Annotated in this window: 14 protein-coding genes; 8 read left to right on the forward strand and 6 right to left on the reverse strand. The window is 67.7% G+C overall.

The annotated features are described in order from the left end of the window. Positions 1-43 precede the first annotated feature (43 nt). A complete protein-coding gene (locus tag ACOCMH_RS01340) occupies positions 44-1,219 on the forward strand; it encodes an acyl-CoA dehydrogenase family protein (RefSeq protein ID WP_427307394.1) in 1,176 nt (391 codons plus the stop codon). Between the two features lie 16 nt (positions 1,220-1,235). Here ACOCMH_RS01340 and ACOCMH_RS01345 read toward each other — a convergent pair whose 3' ends face one another. Further along, positions 1,236-2,147 carry a LysR family transcriptional regulator gene (locus tag ACOCMH_RS01345; RefSeq protein ID WP_427307395.1) on the reverse strand — a complete coding sequence of 304 codons (912 nt, stop codon included), beginning with the start codon at positions 2,145-2,147 and terminating at the stop codon, positions 1,236-1,238. Positions 2,148-2,334: 187 nt separating this feature from the next. Between ACOCMH_RS01345 and ACOCMH_RS01350 the strand changes: the two genes are divergently transcribed. The 5 genes from ACOCMH_RS01350 to ACOCMH_RS01370 all read left to right on the forward strand — a co-directional run bounded on the left by ACOCMH_RS01350 (position 2,335) and on the right by ACOCMH_RS01370 (position 8,938). Next, positions 2,335-4,032, forward strand: coding sequence for a sulfatase-like hydrolase/transferase (locus tag ACOCMH_RS01350; RefSeq protein WP_427307396.1), 1,698 nt, complete (start codon positions 2,335-2,337; stop codon positions 4,030-4,032). Next, positions 4,022-4,474: a cupin domain-containing protein gene (locus ACOCMH_RS01355; RefSeq protein WP_427307397.1), complete on the forward strand. Its 453-nt coding sequence runs from the start codon at positions 4,022-4,024 to the stop codon at positions 4,472-4,474. Before ACOCMH_RS01350 ends, ACOCMH_RS01355 begins: the two co-directional genes overlap by 11 nt. Before the next feature lie 61 nt (positions 4,475-4,535). Further along, positions 4,536-5,897 (forward strand): MFS transporter, encoded by a 1,362-nt coding sequence (locus tag ACOCMH_RS01360; protein WP_427307398.1) that lies wholly within the window; start codon positions 4,536-4,538, stop codon positions 5,895-5,897. Positions 5,898-6,272: 375 nt separating this feature from the next. Next, a complete protein-coding gene (cqsA, locus tag ACOCMH_RS01365) occupies positions 6,273-7,523 on the forward strand; it encodes an alpha-hydroxyketone-type quorum-sensing autoinducer synthase (protein ID WP_427307399.1) in 1,251 nt (416 codons plus the stop codon). 50 nt (positions 7,524-7,573) lie between these two features. Then, a complete protein-coding gene (locus ACOCMH_RS01370; protein ID WP_427307400.1) occupies positions 7,574-8,938 on the forward strand; it encodes a sensor histidine kinase in 1,365 nt (454 codons plus the stop codon). 23 nt (positions 8,939-8,961) lie between these two features. Here ACOCMH_RS01370 and ACOCMH_RS01375 read toward each other — a convergent pair whose 3' ends face one another. Next, entirely contained in the window at positions 8,962-10,173 is a 1,212-nt protein-coding gene (locus ACOCMH_RS01375; RefSeq protein ID WP_427307401.1) for a CaiB/BaiF CoA transferase family protein, read from the reverse strand. 308 nt (positions 10,174-10,481) lie between these two features. Here ACOCMH_RS01375 and ACOCMH_RS01380 point away from each other — a divergent pair, with 308 nt between their 5' ends. Continuing rightward, a complete protein-coding gene (locus ACOCMH_RS01380; protein WP_427307402.1) occupies positions 10,482-10,979 on the forward strand; it encodes a hypothetical protein in 498 nt (165 codons plus the stop codon). Positions 10,980-10,993: 14 nt separating this feature from the next. Here the strand turns inward: ACOCMH_RS01380 and ACOCMH_RS01385 are convergent, their stop codons facing one another. From ACOCMH_RS01385 to ACOCMH_RS01400, 4 genes are all read right to left on the reverse strand, one after another. Continuing rightward, on the reverse strand, positions 10,994-11,206 hold the full coding sequence (locus tag ACOCMH_RS01385; RefSeq protein ID WP_427307403.1) for a BBE domain-containing protein: 213 nt from the start codon (positions 11,204-11,206) through the stop codon (positions 10,994-10,996). A 49-nt stretch (positions 11,207-11,255) separates the two neighbouring features. Beyond that, a complete protein-coding gene (locus ACOCMH_RS01390; RefSeq protein WP_427307404.1) occupies positions 11,256-11,495 on the reverse strand; it encodes a hypothetical protein in 240 nt (79 codons plus the stop codon). A gap of 85 nt (positions 11,496-11,580) precedes the next feature. Further along, the gene (locus tag ACOCMH_RS01395; protein WP_427307405.1) at positions 11,581-12,009 is read right to left on the reverse strand and encodes a hypothetical protein; all 429 of its coding nucleotides are present in this window, start codon (positions 12,007-12,009) and stop codon (positions 11,581-11,583) included. A 321-nt stretch (positions 12,010-12,330) separates the two neighbouring features. Beyond that, on the reverse strand, positions 12,331-13,059 hold the full coding sequence (locus tag ACOCMH_RS01400; protein ID WP_427307406.1) for an RNA polymerase sigma factor: 729 nt from the start codon (positions 13,057-13,059) through the stop codon (positions 12,331-12,333). A 295-nt stretch (positions 13,060-13,354) separates the two neighbouring features. Between ACOCMH_RS01400 and ACOCMH_RS01405 the strand changes: the two genes are divergently transcribed. After that, positions 13,355-14,656 carry a hypothetical protein gene (locus tag ACOCMH_RS01405; RefSeq protein ID WP_427307407.1) on the forward strand — a complete coding sequence of 434 codons (1,302 nt, stop codon included), beginning with the start codon at positions 13,355-13,357 and terminating at the stop codon, positions 14,654-14,656. The last annotated feature ends 27 nt before the right edge of the window (positions 14,657-14,683 follow it).

Raw genomic sequence — 14,683 nt, forward strand, 5'->3', positions numbered from 1 at the left:
CGCGCAAGCCCCAACACGTTCAACTCCCCACCGGAACCCTTCCATGATCCGCGACTCCGCCCGCCAGCAAGCGCTGCTTGCCGAACTCCGCCGCTTCGTGCTGGAAACCTGCATCCCGCTCGAAGCGCAGATCGACCGCACCGACGTCATCCCCGAGCCCGTGGTCGAGCAGATGCGCGGCCTCGGCCTGTTCGGCCACAGCATCCCGGAAGCCTACGGCGGCGCCGGCCTGACCACGGAAGAGCTGGCGCAGGTGAACATCGAAGTGTCGCAAGCCGCCACGGTGTTCCGCGCCCGCTTCGGCGGCAACACCGGCATCGCGTCCGAGTCGCTGGTGGCCGACGGCACCGAAGCGCAGCGCCAGCGCTACCTGCCGCAGCTGGCGTCCGGCAAGATGACCGGCTGCTTCGCGCTGACCGAGCCGGAGGCCGGCTCGGATGCCACCGCGCTGCAGACCACGGCCACGCAGGACGGCGACCACTACGTGCTGAACGGCAGCAAATGCTTTATCACCAATGCGCCGATCGCCGACCTGTTCACCGTGTTCGCCCGCACCGACCCCAGTACGCCGGGCGCGCACGGCATCAGCGCCTTCCTGATTGAACGCGGCACGCCGGGCCTGAGCACCAGCGAGCCTGAGCGCAAGATGGGCCAGCACGGCTCGCCGGTGGGCGATGTCTACCTGAAGGATTGCCGCGTGCCGGCCAGCGCCATCGTCGGCGGCAAGCCCAATGTCGGCTTCAAGACCGCGATGAAGGCGCTGAACAAGCAGCGCATCAACCTGGCCGGCCTGTGCGTGGGGCCGGCGATCCGGCTGATCGACGAGATGGTCCGCTATGCCACGCAGCGCCGCCAGTTCGGCAAGCCGATTGCCGACTACCAGCTGGTGCAGCAGATGATTGCCGACAGCAACACGGAACTGCATGCGGCGCGCGCGCTGGTGCTTGACACCGCGCGCCGGCGCGATGCCGGCGAGGACGTGACCATGGAGGCGTCGATGTGCAAGCTGTTCGCCTCGGAAATGGCTGGCCGCGTGGCCGACCGCGCGGTGCAGGTGTTCGGCGGCAGCGGGTATATGGCGCGCACCGTGGCGGAGCGCTTCTATCGCGACGTGCGGCTGTTCCGGCTGTATGAAGGCACCACGCAGATCCACCAGCTCAATATCGCGCGCCGGACGATGGAGGCGCGCGCGGCGGCGCTGGAGGGCGACGCGGGCTGATGGCGCGCGCAAGCCTTCAATGCGGCACGACGTTGCGCTGCGCCGCGGCTTCCGCGACAAAGGCATCCAGCAACCGCTGTGCCGGCACCGTCAGCGGCGTGTCGGCCCGATACAGGGCATGGATGGTGGTGCGTGGCAGCGCGTCTGCAATCGGCAATTCGATCAGGTCCAGCGCGGGGCCGTAGCGCGCGAAGAAGCCCTTGGGCATGATCCCGACCACGTCTAGCCTGGGCATCAGCGCCAGCAGCGTGGCAAAGGATTCGCATTCGAGCCGTACCTGCGGGGTACGGTCCTGCGCGGCATCGAAGCGCAGGTTGCGCGGATCACCCGGTCCGCCGGTGGGGCCGGTCAGCACCCAGTCGGCCTCGACCAGCCGGGCAAGCTTCCTGGCGCGTGCAAGGGGATGGCTGCGGCGCGCGGCGATGACGACCTGGCTATCGAACAACGGCTGGACCAGCAAGTCGCGCCCCGCGCCGCCGGTCGGCAACGGCCCCAGCGCCAGGTCCAGTTCACCGGCACGCACCTGCTCCAGGGCGCGCGGGTACAAGGTATCGCGCACGCGCAACCGCACCTGCGGCCACCTCGCGCCAAAGCGCGCCACCGCGCCCGGCGCAAGCAGGATCGCTGCCACCGGCGACAGCCCCACGCTGACCTGAGCCTCGGCATGCCGCAGGTGCCATGCCACTTCTTCCCGCGCGCGCTCGAGTTCGCGCACCACGGTGCCCGCGCGCGCCGCCAGCAGCTCGCCGGCAGGCGTCAGGCGCACGCCCTTGGGCGTGCGCAGCACGAGCGCGGCGCCAAACTCCTGTTCCAGCTGCCGCAGCGCCTTGGTCAGGGCGGGCTGCGTCACATTGAGGATCTGCGCCGATGCGCGCAGGCTGCCGCTCCGGGCGAGGGCCAGCAGCAGGTGGAGTTGTTGCAGGCGCACAAGCGCTCCCAGGTTGGGGCGATTACCCATGGTAATCGAGATAGCAAAAGGTGAAGCGATTTTTGCCTGCGGGCCGCCTACGATGGGTCTGGCCGGGCGGTCGTTGGCCCACCCCCGCAGCGCGGTGCCGCGACGAACGTGGAAGCCATATATCCCCTCACCTTGGGAGCGTCCCTTGCCGAAGCGCGTGAAGAACATCCTCTTTATCATGTGCGACCAGTTGCGCGCCGACCACCTGTCCTGTTTCGGCCATCCGGTGCTGAAGACCCCGCACCTGGACGGCCTGGCCGCGCGCGGCGTGATCTTCGACCGGGCCTATGTCCAGTCGCCGGTGTGCGGCCCTTCGCGCATGAGCTACTACACCGGCCGCTATGTGCATGCGCACGGCGCGAGCTGGAACTTCGTGCCGCTCAAGGCCGGCGAGATGACGATCGGCGACCACCTGCGGCCGCTGGGCGTGCGCTCGGTGCTGGTGGGCAAGACCCATATGCGCGCCGACCTGGCCGGCATGTCGCGCCTGGGCATCGACCCGGCATCGCAGATCGGCATGCGCATCGCCGAATGCGGCTTCGACCCGTACGAGCGCGACGACGGCATCCATCCGTACTCGGGCCACGATCCTGACCCGGCCTACAGCGCCTACCTTCGCGCGCACGGTTTCGATGGCGACAACCCGTGGGAAAGCTGGGCCAACGCGACGGTGGACGACGACGGCACGATCCGCTCAGGCTGGTTCCTCAAGTATTCGAACCGCCCGGCGCGCATCCCCGACGAACATGCCGAGACGCCCTACATCACGCGGCGCGCGATCGATTTCATCCGCGACGCCGGCGCTCAGCCGTGGTGCCTGCACCTGTCTTACATCAAGCCGCACTGGCCTTATATCGTTCCGGAGCCCTATGCCAGCATGTACCGGCCCGAGGATGCGCTGCCGGTGGTGCGCGCGGACGCCGAGCGCCACAACCCGCACCCGGTCTACGCGGCGATGATGGACCACCGGGTCTCGCGCACCTTCTCGCAGGACGGGGTGCGCGACACGGTCATGCCCGGCTACATGGGCCTGGTCAAGCAGATCGACGACCAGTTGGGCCTGCTGTTCGCCATTCTCGAAGCACGCGCGCTGATGGATTCGACCATGATCGTCTTCACCAGCGACCACGGCGACTACCTGGGCGACCACTGGATGGGCGAGAAAGACCTGTTCCACGAGCCCGTGATCCGCGCCCCGCTGATCATCTACGACCCCGACCCGCGCGCCGACGCCACCCGCGGCACGCGTTGCGACGCGCTGGTCGAGGCCATCGACCTGGCCCCGACGTTCCTGGACGTCTGCGGTGGCGAGGCCGTGCCGCACATCCTCGACGGGCGCTCGCTGCGCCCGTTGCTGTTCGGCCAGCGCCCTGCCGACTGGCGCGGCCATGTGGTCTGCGAATATGACTTCGCCTTCCAGGACGCGCGCATCGCGCTCGGCACCAGGCCGCGCGAGGCATGGATGCGGATGATCTTCGACGGCCGCTGGAAATACGTGCTGTTCGAGCAATACCGGCCGATGCTGTTCGACCTCGCCACGGATGCCAACGAGTTCCACGATCTCGGCGCCTCGGACCACCCGCAAGCCGCGGCCGCGCGCGCGCGGCTGCACGAGGCACTGTTCCGCTGGGCGCGTCAGCCGCGCCAGCGCGTCACGATCGCGGACGGCACCATCGCGTCCACCGAGATCCAGCCGCGCATCACCGAAGGCGGCATCCTGATCGGCTTCTGGGACGAAGCCGACCTGGCGCAGGCGCGCCAGTCCTTCAAGCCCCGTTTCGCATCCGCCAACCCGCTGGTGAAGCCCACCCTGGACCGGCTGACCCAGCCCCAAGGAGTCGAACATGATGACTGAAACCCCCGACATCACGCGCAACCGCAACGGCATCGACGGCATCTCGTGGAACATTCTCGGTCAGGTCTACGTGCCCATGCAGGTGAGCGACGACAGCATGGCGTGGCATGCCACCTTTCCGGAGGAAACTTTCGTGCCGCCGCACGTGCATCCGCACCAGGACGAGTACATCTACTTGCTCGACGGCCAGATCGACCTGCTGCTGGGCGACAGCAAAACCACGGCCGGCACCGGCGACCTGGTGCGCATGCCGCGCGGCATTCCGCACGCCTTCTTCAATAACTCCGGCAAACCCGTCACGGCCCTGTTCTGGGCCGCGCCTGCCGGCAAGCTGCTGGCGCTTTATCGCCGCATCCACAACGTGTCGAGCCCGACGGAAGTGATGCAGGTCGCGCCGGACTACGGCGTCGTGTTCCTGCCTCCGGTATCGGCGGCGGCCTAGCGCACCAGCGCGCCCGGCAGGGTGGACGCCATCCAGGCTTGATCACCGGAGGGACGATGCAATGCATACCCTGACAAACGACGCTAGCGCGGCCAGCGCGACCCACCGGGCAGCGGCGACGCGGCGCCAGGCCTGGGGCGTGACGGCGATGCTCACGCTCTTCATGGTGCTGAACTTCGCCGACAAGGCCGTGCTTGGCCTGGTGGCCCGGCCGGCGATGGCGGAGCTGGGACTGACGCCGGTGCAGTTCGGCTTCATCGGCAGCAGCTTCTTCTTCCTGTTCAGCCTGAGTGCGATCGCGGTCGGCCTGGTGGCCCACCGCGTGTCGGGCCGCTGGCTGATCCTGGTGCTGACGCTGGTCTGGGCGGCGGTGCAGTTCCCGATCCTCGCCGGCGGCGGGGCCGGCGTGCTGCTGGCCTGCCGCATCATCCTGGGCGCCGGCGAAGGGCCCGCGCTGCCCGTGGCGTTGCACGCAACGCACGGCTGGTTCCCGGCCGAAGACCGCGCCCTGCCCAGCAACCTGATCGCCATCGGGCCGACCATCGGCGCCGCCATCGCAGCGCCGCTGCTGTCCTGGGTCATCGCCTCGCCGGCACTGGGCTGGCGCTGGGCCTTCGGCCTGCTTGGCATTGCCGGCATCGCATGGGGCCTGGCCTGGGCCTGCATCGGCAAGGACGGGCCCTACCGCGGCGGCCATGGCGCCAGCGAGGGCGGACCGGTGGCCAGCTCGTCCACCGAGCGGCTCAGGTCCGTGCCGCTGCGGCGCGTGTTCGGCGGCAGGATGTGGCTGGCTGCCACCCTGGCAGGGTTCTCCTGCTTCTGGGCGCAGGGTGCCATGACCACCTGGGTGCCGCAGTACCTCGGCGGCGTGCTCGGTGTCGAGCCGGCGCGGGTCGGCCTGGTCTACGCGCTGCCATGGCTGTTCGGCACGCTGCTGCTAGTGGTGCTGGGCTTTGCCGGCCGCCACCTGATGCGCAACGGCGGCTCGGCCCGGGTGGCGGTGGGCGGTCTGTTCGGTGCGTCGCTGGTGGTTTCCGGCGCTTGCCTGCTGTGGCTGCCGCACACCTCGGGCCTGCTGGCGATGGTGTTGACCACGGTCGGCTGGGGTGCTTTCCTGGTGTTTCCGATGGCACCGACCGCGGTCGCCTATGCCGTCAATCCCGAGCAGCGGGCCGCCGTGATCTCGACCCTGGTCGGGGTCGCCTCGATCGGCGGGGTGCTGTCGCCCGCGGTATTCGGATGGCTGGTGCAGAACGCCGGATACGTCGCATCCGCGGGCGGCGCTGGCGACACGGCCCTGCTTGCGCAGGGCCTGAACCTGGCCTTTGCCCTGACCGGGCTGCTGCTGCTCGCTACCGGCCTTGCGGCTGTGGCCCTGGTCAATCCGGAGCGCACGGCGACATTGTTGCAGGCAGCCCGCTGAGCGAGCCACGGCGCCACCGCCGCGGGCCCGCAAGGGACCCTGGAATATAGCGCACGAGTCACATTTAGTCACGGCCAGCCCATCTGGCTGGCTGCTCACCGCGATGGCAGCGCTGCAGGCGCAATCGCCCCGCCCCACACCGCATACCCCCCTCCAAACAGGCGTCGGGTTGGTGGAAGTCCGGTCACAATCCTCCCCTGAAGGCTGGCACAGTGGTCGCTACATCAAGCGGGCGCCAGAGCTGACCAGTCAATGGTTCACGCCGGATCATGCCGGGCGCGCCCGCGGCGTGCGCGGACGGCATCCGTTTTGCCGACGGCGCCGCGCCGCGTCTTGCCCACCCTCCGCTTCTTACCGACCTGTTAAGGACCACCGATGCTCACCCACGCCGAGCCTCCGCTAGCCAGGCAGCCTGGCTGCCGCACCAAAGCCCCCACGCTGCCGCCATGGATCACGACGCGCATGGCACAACATTTCGAGGAGCGCATGGGCAAGCTCTGGGGTGGGGACCACCTGCTGCACGGGCTTACCCCCGGACCGGACGCGCTGCACCTGAGCAGCAACGACTACCTGTGCCTGCTGGGCGAAGCCACACTGGTGCAGGCCCAGGCGCGGGCCTTTCACGATGACGCGCCGGAGTTGCTGATGTCTTCGGTATTCCTGCACGGCGATACGCCGCAGCGGCGGGTCGAGCGCAAGATCGCAGACCTGATGCAGGCCGAGGACGGGCTGATCGCCCAGTCCGGCTGGGCCGCCAACGTGGGCCTGGTGCAGTGCATTGCCGGCCCCGGCATTCCGGTCTATATCGACATGAACGGCCATGCCTCGCTGTGGGAAGGCATCATTGCCGCGGGCGCGCAGGCGGTGCCGGTGCGCCACAACGATTGCGAGCACGTGCGCCGCCAGCTTGAGCGCTTCGGCCCGGGCGTGATCATGGTGGATTCGGTCTACAGCACCACCGGCAGCGTGGCGCCGCTGGCGGACTATGTCGCGCTGGCGGAAGCCTCCGGCTGCGTACTGGTGGTGGACGAGTCGCACTCGCTGGGCACCCACGGCCCGCGCGGCGGCGGCCTGGTGCCGGCGCTGGGGCTGTCGGAGCGCGTCCACTTCCGCACCGCCTCGCTGGCCAAGGCCTTTGCCGGCCGCGCCGGCTATGTGGCCTGCTCCACGGCCTTCAAGGATTTCTTCGCGGTGGAATCGCGGCCGGCCATTTTCAGCTCCGGGCTGCTGCGCCACGAGATTGCGTGGTTCGACGCGGTGACGGATTTCATTGCCGCGGCGGATGCGCGCCGGGCGCGCCTGCATGCCATCACCCGCGAGACCCGGGCTGCGATTGCCGCGCTGGGCTACAACATCAGCGAGGGCTCCGAGCAGATCATCGGGCTGGAGGCGGGCAGCGAGCCGCAGGTGAAGGTGCTGCGCGACGCGTTGCAGCGCCGCGGCATCTTCGGCGCGGTATTCTGTGCGCCGGCCACGCCGAAGAACCGGGCATTGATGCGACTTACGCTGCATGCGAAACTTGGCGCCAGCGAAATCGACCGCCTGGTCGGGGTGCTCGCCAGCATCCGCGACGAAGTCCGGCTGGACGAGTGGTCCTCGACGCGCCGGGCCCGGCGCAAGTCCTAGAATCCCACAAGCGGGCCGCTGGCAGGCATCCGCGAGGAGTAGCCCTGGAGATGGATGCAAAGGTAGCGCAAGCGGAGGACGGCCGCACCACCCTGGCCGGGCTGGCCCGCCAGGCGTGGCAGGCCGTGTTCGAGACCGCCGCACGGGCCACGCTGCTGGACGAGGAGAGCGTCATCCGCCTGCGCCGGATCCAGATGGTGGGCGCGCTGGGCGTGGTGGGACACCCGCTGTACTACGTGATCTGGTCCTACGTGTTCCCGCAGCCCTATGAAAACCTGTGGCTGCGGCTGGCCTGCACCGCGCTGTTCGTGCCGCTGCTGTTCGCCTCGGCGTTCTCGGACCGGCGCTGGCTGCCGCCCTATGCGCTCTTTGCCATCACGGTAGGCCTGCCGTTCGCCTTTATCTTCTTCTACCTCGAGAATGGCGGCTCGATGGTGTGGGCCGAATCGGTGATCATCGCGGTGGTGATCCTGTATCACTTCAACACCGCGTTCGCGACCATTGCCTTGTTCTCGGGCGCCGCGGCCGCGATTGCCCTGTTCGTGCTGGCCGGCAACACGATGGGCGGCGTCCCGTGGGAACCGGTGCTGCTGCAGTTGCCGGTGATCGGCTTCGTCATCGCGGTGCTGGTGGTCATCAAGATGGACCGCCAGCTGCTGGCCGAGCAGAAGCGGCGCGGCATGGCCGCCGCGCTGGCAACCGTGGCCCATGAGCTGCGCACGCCGCTGACCAGCCTGGCCATGACTGCCAGGGGCCTCAAGGCCCGGCTGCCCGCGGCGCTGGACCAGGACACGCCGCAGCGCGACGACCTGATGCAGGCCGTGGCCCGGATGGAGTCAGACCTGGCCCATATCAGCAACAGCATCGAGCTGCTGGTCGCCAACTCCAAGAACCCGGAAAACGCCACGCAGGCCCTGTTCGAAGTGGGCGAGGTGATTCGCGACGCGGTCGGCCGCTTTCCGTTCGAGCCCGGCGACCAGGAGCGGGTCACGCTCGACCTGCCCGTCCGCGCCTACGTGATGGGCAACGCCCAGTTGTTCGGGCTGGTCACGACCAACCTGCTGAAGAACGCGCTGGAAGCGGTCCGGCGCGCCGGCAAGGGCACCATCCATATCCGCTGCGAGGTCGGGTCCGAGGCCGTCCACGTGGTGTTCCGGGACACCGCCACGGGCGTGCCACCGCAGGTGCTGGCGCGGATGTTTCAGCCCTTCTTCTCCTACCCCGCGCACCGCGGCACCGGCATCGGGCTGGCGTTCTGCCAGAAGGTGCTGGGCAGCTGGGGGGCGGGCATCAGCTGCCGCTCCGAGGAACACGTATTCACCGAGTTCGACATGCGCTTCCCGCGCAAGGGAAAATGGCCCGAGCCGCAGCGGCCGGACCTGCCGCGGCCTGACGGGCCCCTGACGCACAACTGATACCTGCGGGCCCGCGCGGGCCGTTACACCACGCCGGCGGCCTTCAGCGCGGCCACCTGTCCGGCATCCATGCCCAGCAGGTCGCCCAGCACGCGCTCCGTATCCTGCGACAGCAGCGGCGGCGCGGCGCGCACGGGCAGGCGTTCGCCGTCGAGCCGGTACGGCGGCGCCAGCACCTCGACGCGGCCGGTTTCCGGATTGGGCAGCTCGGCCAGCAGGCCGGCTTCGGCCGAGCGCTTCGAGCGCAAGGCCTCGAGCAGCCCCAGCACCTCGCCGCACGGGATGCCCGCGGCGCCCAGGCGCGCCAGCAGCAGCTCGCGCGGGCGGCGCGCCAGTTCGGCGCGCAGTTCCGGCAGCAGGGCCTGGCGGTTGGCCGAGCGGCCGGTGTTGGTGGCGAAGCGCTCGTCGCCGGCCAGGTCCGGGCGCTCGATCACCTCGGTGCAGAAGCGCTGGAACTGCGCGTTGTTGCCGACCGTGATCACCAGGGGGCCATCGGCCGCGTCGAACACGCCGTACGGCACGATGGACGGATGGGCATTGCCGTACTTGGGCGGGTCCTCGCCCATCAGCAGCGCCTCCAGGCCATAGTAGGCCGTGATCATCAGGCCGCAGTCATACAGCGCCATTTCCACGTGGCGCCCCTGGCCGGTGCGCTGGCGGTCGTACAGCGCGGCCAGCACCGCCTGCGCGGAATACATGCCGGTGAACATGTCCACCACCGCCGTGCCGAACTTCAGCGGGCCCTGCCCTTCCTCGCCATTCAGCGCCATCAGCCCGGCCTCGCCCTGCACTACCAGGTCGTAGCCTGGGCGGGTCGCCTCGGGGCCATTGCTGCGGTAGCCGGTGATGGAGCAATACACCAGCCCGGGGTTGATCGCCTTCAGCGCCTCGTAGCCCAGCCCCATCTTGTCGATGCCGCCGAACTTGAAGTTCTGCACCAGCACGTCGCACTTCGCCGCCAGCTCGCGCACGATGCGCTGGCCCTCGGGCTGCTGCAGGTCGATGCCGATAGACTGTTTGTTGCGGTTGGCACTGTTGAAGTAGGCGGTGTTGCGCGTGCCGACGCGCAGGCCCCAGTCGCGCGTATCGTCGCCGCGGCCGGGGTGCTCCACCTTGATCACCTCCGCGCCCAGGTCGCCCAGCGCCTGCGTGCACATCGGTCCGGCCAGCACGCGGGACAGGTCCAGCACGCGCACGCCGGCCAGCGGCAGGCGGGAATTGTTGGTATCAGCCATCCGGCGATCTCCTTGTGTGTATCTCTCTCGGGCAAGCGATGGATCGGCCCGGGCTTCGCCCGGATTTTGCACTGTCAAGGCCGGGTCGACAATTCCATGGATCGTTGACACGGTGTCAATCAAAAATTAACACTCCGCCGCCTCCAGGCAAATGGCGGTCGGCAAGAACGGGCTTACCTTAGTGCGCGGCAACACAAGAGATTGGGGGGATTCGGCGTGGTGCGTGAGCCCGCCGCGCGCTCGCATGCACGGTCGCGTGCCGGCCCTATAGTATCCTCGCGGGTTCCGCACCCCGTACCACGAGATTGATGCAACACACCGACGACGCGCTGCCCGGGCACGAATCCTCAGTCATTCATGAACCGCGCCTGTGGCGCGACAAGGGCTGGACCGCCCGCGTGATCAAGAACGAGGACGGCGACGGCTGGGCGGTCGAGATGATCCGCGACGGCAGCGCCGAGCCGGCGCTGGTCGGCCCCTGGACCATGGGGCGCAACAAGGTCGACCCCAAGCCGCTGGATGCCACCGCTCACCAGACCCTGGTCAAGACCGCGTCGGAGGTGATCCGGCGCCATGAGCAGCAATTGCACGCGCAGCTCAACAAGCAGGTCAGCATCGAGTCCGACTCCGGCACCGTGACCGTGAAGCTGGCCATCACGCCCGACGAGTTCGAGCCCTTCGGCACGCTCACGGCCGAAGACGCCCTCGGCGAGGTGCTGGCGACCATCAAGGTGCGCCCCGATTTCCGCCTGACGCGCGACAGCGCCGAGCGCTGGGCGGCCAGCGGGTTCGACAGGATCCGCTAGGCGGCCTTGGCGCGCTAGGTTGCCAGCCCGTCGTCCGGATCAATGTTCTGGTTCAACCGGAAGACGTTGTCAGGATCGTACTTGCGCTTGATCGCAACAAGACGGGCATAGTTCTCGCCATACGCCGCCCTTACCCGGTCTTTTCCCTCGTCGCCGAGGTTATTGGCGTAGACGCCTCCGGTAGAGAACGGACGAACGGCCTGCCACATCGCGCGTGCCCATTCCATCTGCTTGCCATCCTCGGCGGGGTCGTCCCAGATGGCGATCGGGAAGCAATCAAAGTTCGCGTCGCGATTGCATCTCGAGATAGGTACGGGGTTGGAGCGTGGCCTCGCCTGGGATGCCGGAATCGATCAATGGCCGCAGCGCCTCGCGTCCCGCATCGCGGACCTGCTGTGGGCACTTCGCGGCGGGGGCGGCAAATTCGGCATTTGACCCCATCGTGGTGGCGAGCCCGTGCCGCATCGTGGCGCGATCGAACTCGCCCAGGTTGAGGCCCGCTTCGGCACGTGCCACGCGGCGTCCGGCATCGACGTCGATGCCTTTGATGCAATGCTTTGTTGGGACGCTGCGCGGCGCACGGCCGGCAAACGTGCACGCGTCAATCGCGCATGCGAAGCAGATCAGCGTAAGAGACCAGCTTGCTGGTCTCCTTGGACAGCGTCTTTCGTTTTGACGCCGGGCGGCGGGACTGGCCGTGCTCGAACGTTGCCGCGGCGCGCGCATCTTCGCGCGCGTTGGTGCGGTCGGTCCTGGCTTCCGCCTTGAGGCGGTCGGCTTCGAGACGCGCGGCGACCCGCTCTTCCCGGGCGACGTCTTGCGCAACCGAAAGGATTTCGGCCCGCAACAGCTCGCGTCTTTGCCGGGCGATGGCACGGGCTGCCTGCAATTTTTCCTTGCGCTGCTGCAGCCAGTCCCTTCTGTTGACCGGCGCGGGCCTCGCCTCCGCCGGCACGCTCAGGCGCAGAGCCCGGCTGAGCGAGACTTTATCCGCCAACAGTTTGCGCCGCGGTTCCTTCGCATTACTCACGCTGCGTCATTCTCCAGCTGCACGTGGATGTCGACCATGCATCACCCACGATCCATGCAATCATCCCGTCGACCTTACCATAGGACGCTATCTCAGGCCGATGATGGCGCAGCATGCCGGCCGCGAAACGGCGACCGTCCGGGAAGCGACTGCACGGCATGGCATCATGTCGATGACCCGCCCGGACCACGTGAAGTCCTTTGCCCCGAACCCTCGCCACTGAACGGATCGAAATATTCGAAGCGCCGCCCACGACGGCCACGTTCCAGTCTCCCGCAACGCGGGGCCGTCCCGGTATTGCCCGGACAGCGTTCCGCTTCATCATTGCGAGTGAACCAGTCCACGCACACTGAGGGCGGCAAACACGTGGTTGACCACCGCGTCGCAGCGTGGGCCGGCAAAGCTGAAAGTGTCCCGCAGATAGGGCTTCGCCTCTTCAGCCAGGGCCTGGCGCAGCATCTTGCGGGCGCGCAGGAAGCGTGTCTTGACCACGTCATCGCTGACGCCAAGGCAATAAGCCGTCTCCTCCACGCTCATGTCTTCGACGGCGCGCAGGATGAACACGCAACGATAGATTGGCGGCAGGTTCTCGACCGCGCTTTGCAGGAGCTCGCGCACCTGGGTGCGCTCGGCCATGGCTTCGGGGGATGCGTCATCAGCGGTGCGGAAGGGCATCACGTTCTCCTGTGAAGCTTCGCCAGAATCTTCTTCCGCCCGGGCGCCCATCTGGACCAGCCCGCGTTGCTTGCGCTGCGTGGTCAGGGCGACATTGATGGCAATACGCGCCAGCCAGGTGCTCAGTGCGGCCTCGCTGCGAAACGAATCCAGGCGGGTAAAGGCGCGCAGGTAGGTTTCCTGCACCACATCCTGCGCTTCGGCGTCGTCCGGGACCACGCCCCGCGCGGTGCGGAACAACAGGCGGTTGTTGCGCCGCATGATGATTTCGAAGGCGGACGCGGCGCCGGCGCGGGCGCTTGCGACCAGGTCGGCATCCGTCGGGGCACCGGCAGCAGACGGCAAAGGTGGCCAGGGATTCTGCTTTGGGTCCATAGTGGCTTTTCCCGTTCCTGGTCATTAGACGGCACCGCCGCGAAAAGGTGACAGCCGGCTCGGGCCGGATCCGACCGCCACCCGGGTTCGCTCGAACCACGCGTCAGCAATCATAGGAGAACGCTACCCGCCGCCACCGGCCGCCACGAGCCGCAATGTGGCCCAGGCCTCTTGTCACCTTCCCGCGTCCGTCAACGTCTAACGACATATGCCACGGACGCGCCCAGGCCACTGCCCTCGGACATGTCCGTTGCCATTTATCAGTCGCCTCATCCATGTGACAAGGACACCGATCATGATCAAGCAACCCTCCGCACTGGCAACCGAAGCAGAAGTCCAGCCCGTACCGTTGCGGCGGGCAACGATGAAGCCCATGCCTCGGCCGCGGCTGGTCAATGCCCTGATGACAGTGGCCGCGATGGCGGCAGCCACGGCATGCGGCGGCGGTTCCGGAGGGGGAGGGACTGACGCGGCCAGCACGGAAGCAGCGCAGAAGGCCCTGGTCGAGCAGGGCAAGCAGATCTTTCGCTTCGATACCTTCGGCGACGAAGCACAGTGGACCGACAAGCTGAGGATGCACGAGGTCATCGCCAGCTCGGTGGATCCCTTGACCGCGTTTTCCGTCGGGCTGAAGGTCGACGCCGACGCCTTGCCCGAGACGGTCGCGAATGGCATCCGCAATGGCACCATCGACCTGAAGAGCCCGGCGACGACGGTGGCGCTGCTGAAACTGAACGCGGTCGTCGGCATCAAGGGGACGGTCGAGACGGTCAACGGGGCAGACAAGCTGACCCATGTCGGCATCACCTGCGCGCTTTGTCATTCGACGGTGGACAACTCGTTCGCGCCGGGCATCGGCAGGCGGCTGGACGGATGGCCCAACCGGGATCTCAATCCCGGCGCCATCATCGCGCTGTCACCTGCCATCGACGATGCCATGAAGAAGGTCCTTAACGCCTGGGGTGCGGGCAAGTACGACCCGCGCAGCAATATCGACGGCCTCAGCAAGCCGGTGGTGATACCGCCCGCCTTCGGGCTGGCCGGCATTCACCGCATCACCTTTACCGGCGATGGCGAAGACATCATGTACTGGAATCGCTATGTCGCCGTCTCCCAGATGGGCGGCCTCGGCTCCGTATCCGAGCCACGGCTGAATATTTCCATCACGCATGGTACGGAGGATCTCGTCACCAGCAAGCTTCCGGCGCTGCAAGCGTATCAGCTGTCGCTGAGCGCGCCCCCGCCGCCGGCCGGCAGTTTCGACCCGGTAGCGGCAGTGCGGGGACGCCTTGTATTCGAAGGCGCGGGTCGATGCGCCACCTGCCATAGCGGCCCGGCATTTACCGATGCCAACTCGGTCCTGCATCCGCCTGGCGACTCGATGGCCGAACCGGAAACCCCGAGCTACGCGTCGCGCTCGGCGACCAAGCAATACCGGACCACGCCCCTGAAGGGCGTGTGGCAGCACCCTCCGTATTTTCATGACGGATCGGCGGCCACATTGCACGATGTCGTAAATACCTACAACACGAAGCAGGGACTGGGACTGAGCAGCGGGGATATTGCTGACCTGGCGGAGTATCTGAAGGCGCTGTGACCGATATTGCCGGTTGCACTTCTCAGC

The organism is Cupriavidus sp. H39 (assembly GCF_050271075.1).
In the GTDB taxonomy this organism is placed as follows: domain Bacteria; phylum Pseudomonadota; class Gammaproteobacteria; order Burkholderiales; family Burkholderiaceae; genus Cupriavidus; species Cupriavidus necator_B.

Excerpts from the sequence above, each read along its gene's own strand:
- ACOCMH_RS01340 (WP_427307394.1), top strand. The coding sequence starts at position 44 with ATGATCCGCGACTCCGCCCGCCAGCAAGCGCTGCTTGCCGAACTCCGC.
- ACOCMH_RS01355 (WP_427307397.1), top strand. The coding sequence starts at position 4,022 with ATGATGACTGAAACCCCCGACATCACGCGCAACCGCAACGGCATCGAC.
- ACOCMH_RS01360 (WP_427307398.1), top strand. The coding sequence starts at position 4,536 with ATGCATACCCTGACAAACGACGCTAGCGCGGCCAGCGCGACCCACCGG.
- cqsA (WP_427307399.1), top strand. The coding sequence starts at position 6,273 with ATGCTCACCCACGCCGAGCCTCCGCTAGCCAGGCAGCCTGGCTGCCGC.
- ACOCMH_RS01370 (WP_427307400.1), top strand. The coding sequence starts at position 7,574 with ATGGATGCAAAGGTAGCGCAAGCGGAGGACGGCCGCACCACCCTGGCC.
- ACOCMH_RS01375 (WP_427307401.1), bottom strand. The coding sequence starts at position 10,173 with ATGGCTGATACCAACAATTCCCGCCTGCCGCTGGCCGGCGTGCGCGTG.
- ACOCMH_RS01380 (WP_427307402.1), top strand. The coding sequence starts at position 10,482 with ATGCAACACACCGACGACGCGCTGCCCGGGCACGAATCCTCAGTCATT.
- ACOCMH_RS01385 (WP_427307403.1), bottom strand. The coding sequence starts at position 11,206 with ATGGAATGGGCACGCGCGATGTGGCAGGCCGTTCGTCCGTTCTCTACC.
- ACOCMH_RS01400 (WP_427307406.1), bottom strand. The coding sequence starts at position 13,059 with ATGGACCCAAAGCAGAATCCCTGGCCACCTTTGCCGTCTGCTGCCGGT.
- ACOCMH_RS01405 (WP_427307407.1), top strand. The coding sequence starts at position 13,355 with ATGATCAAGCAACCCTCCGCACTGGCAACCGAAGCAGAAGTCCAGCCC.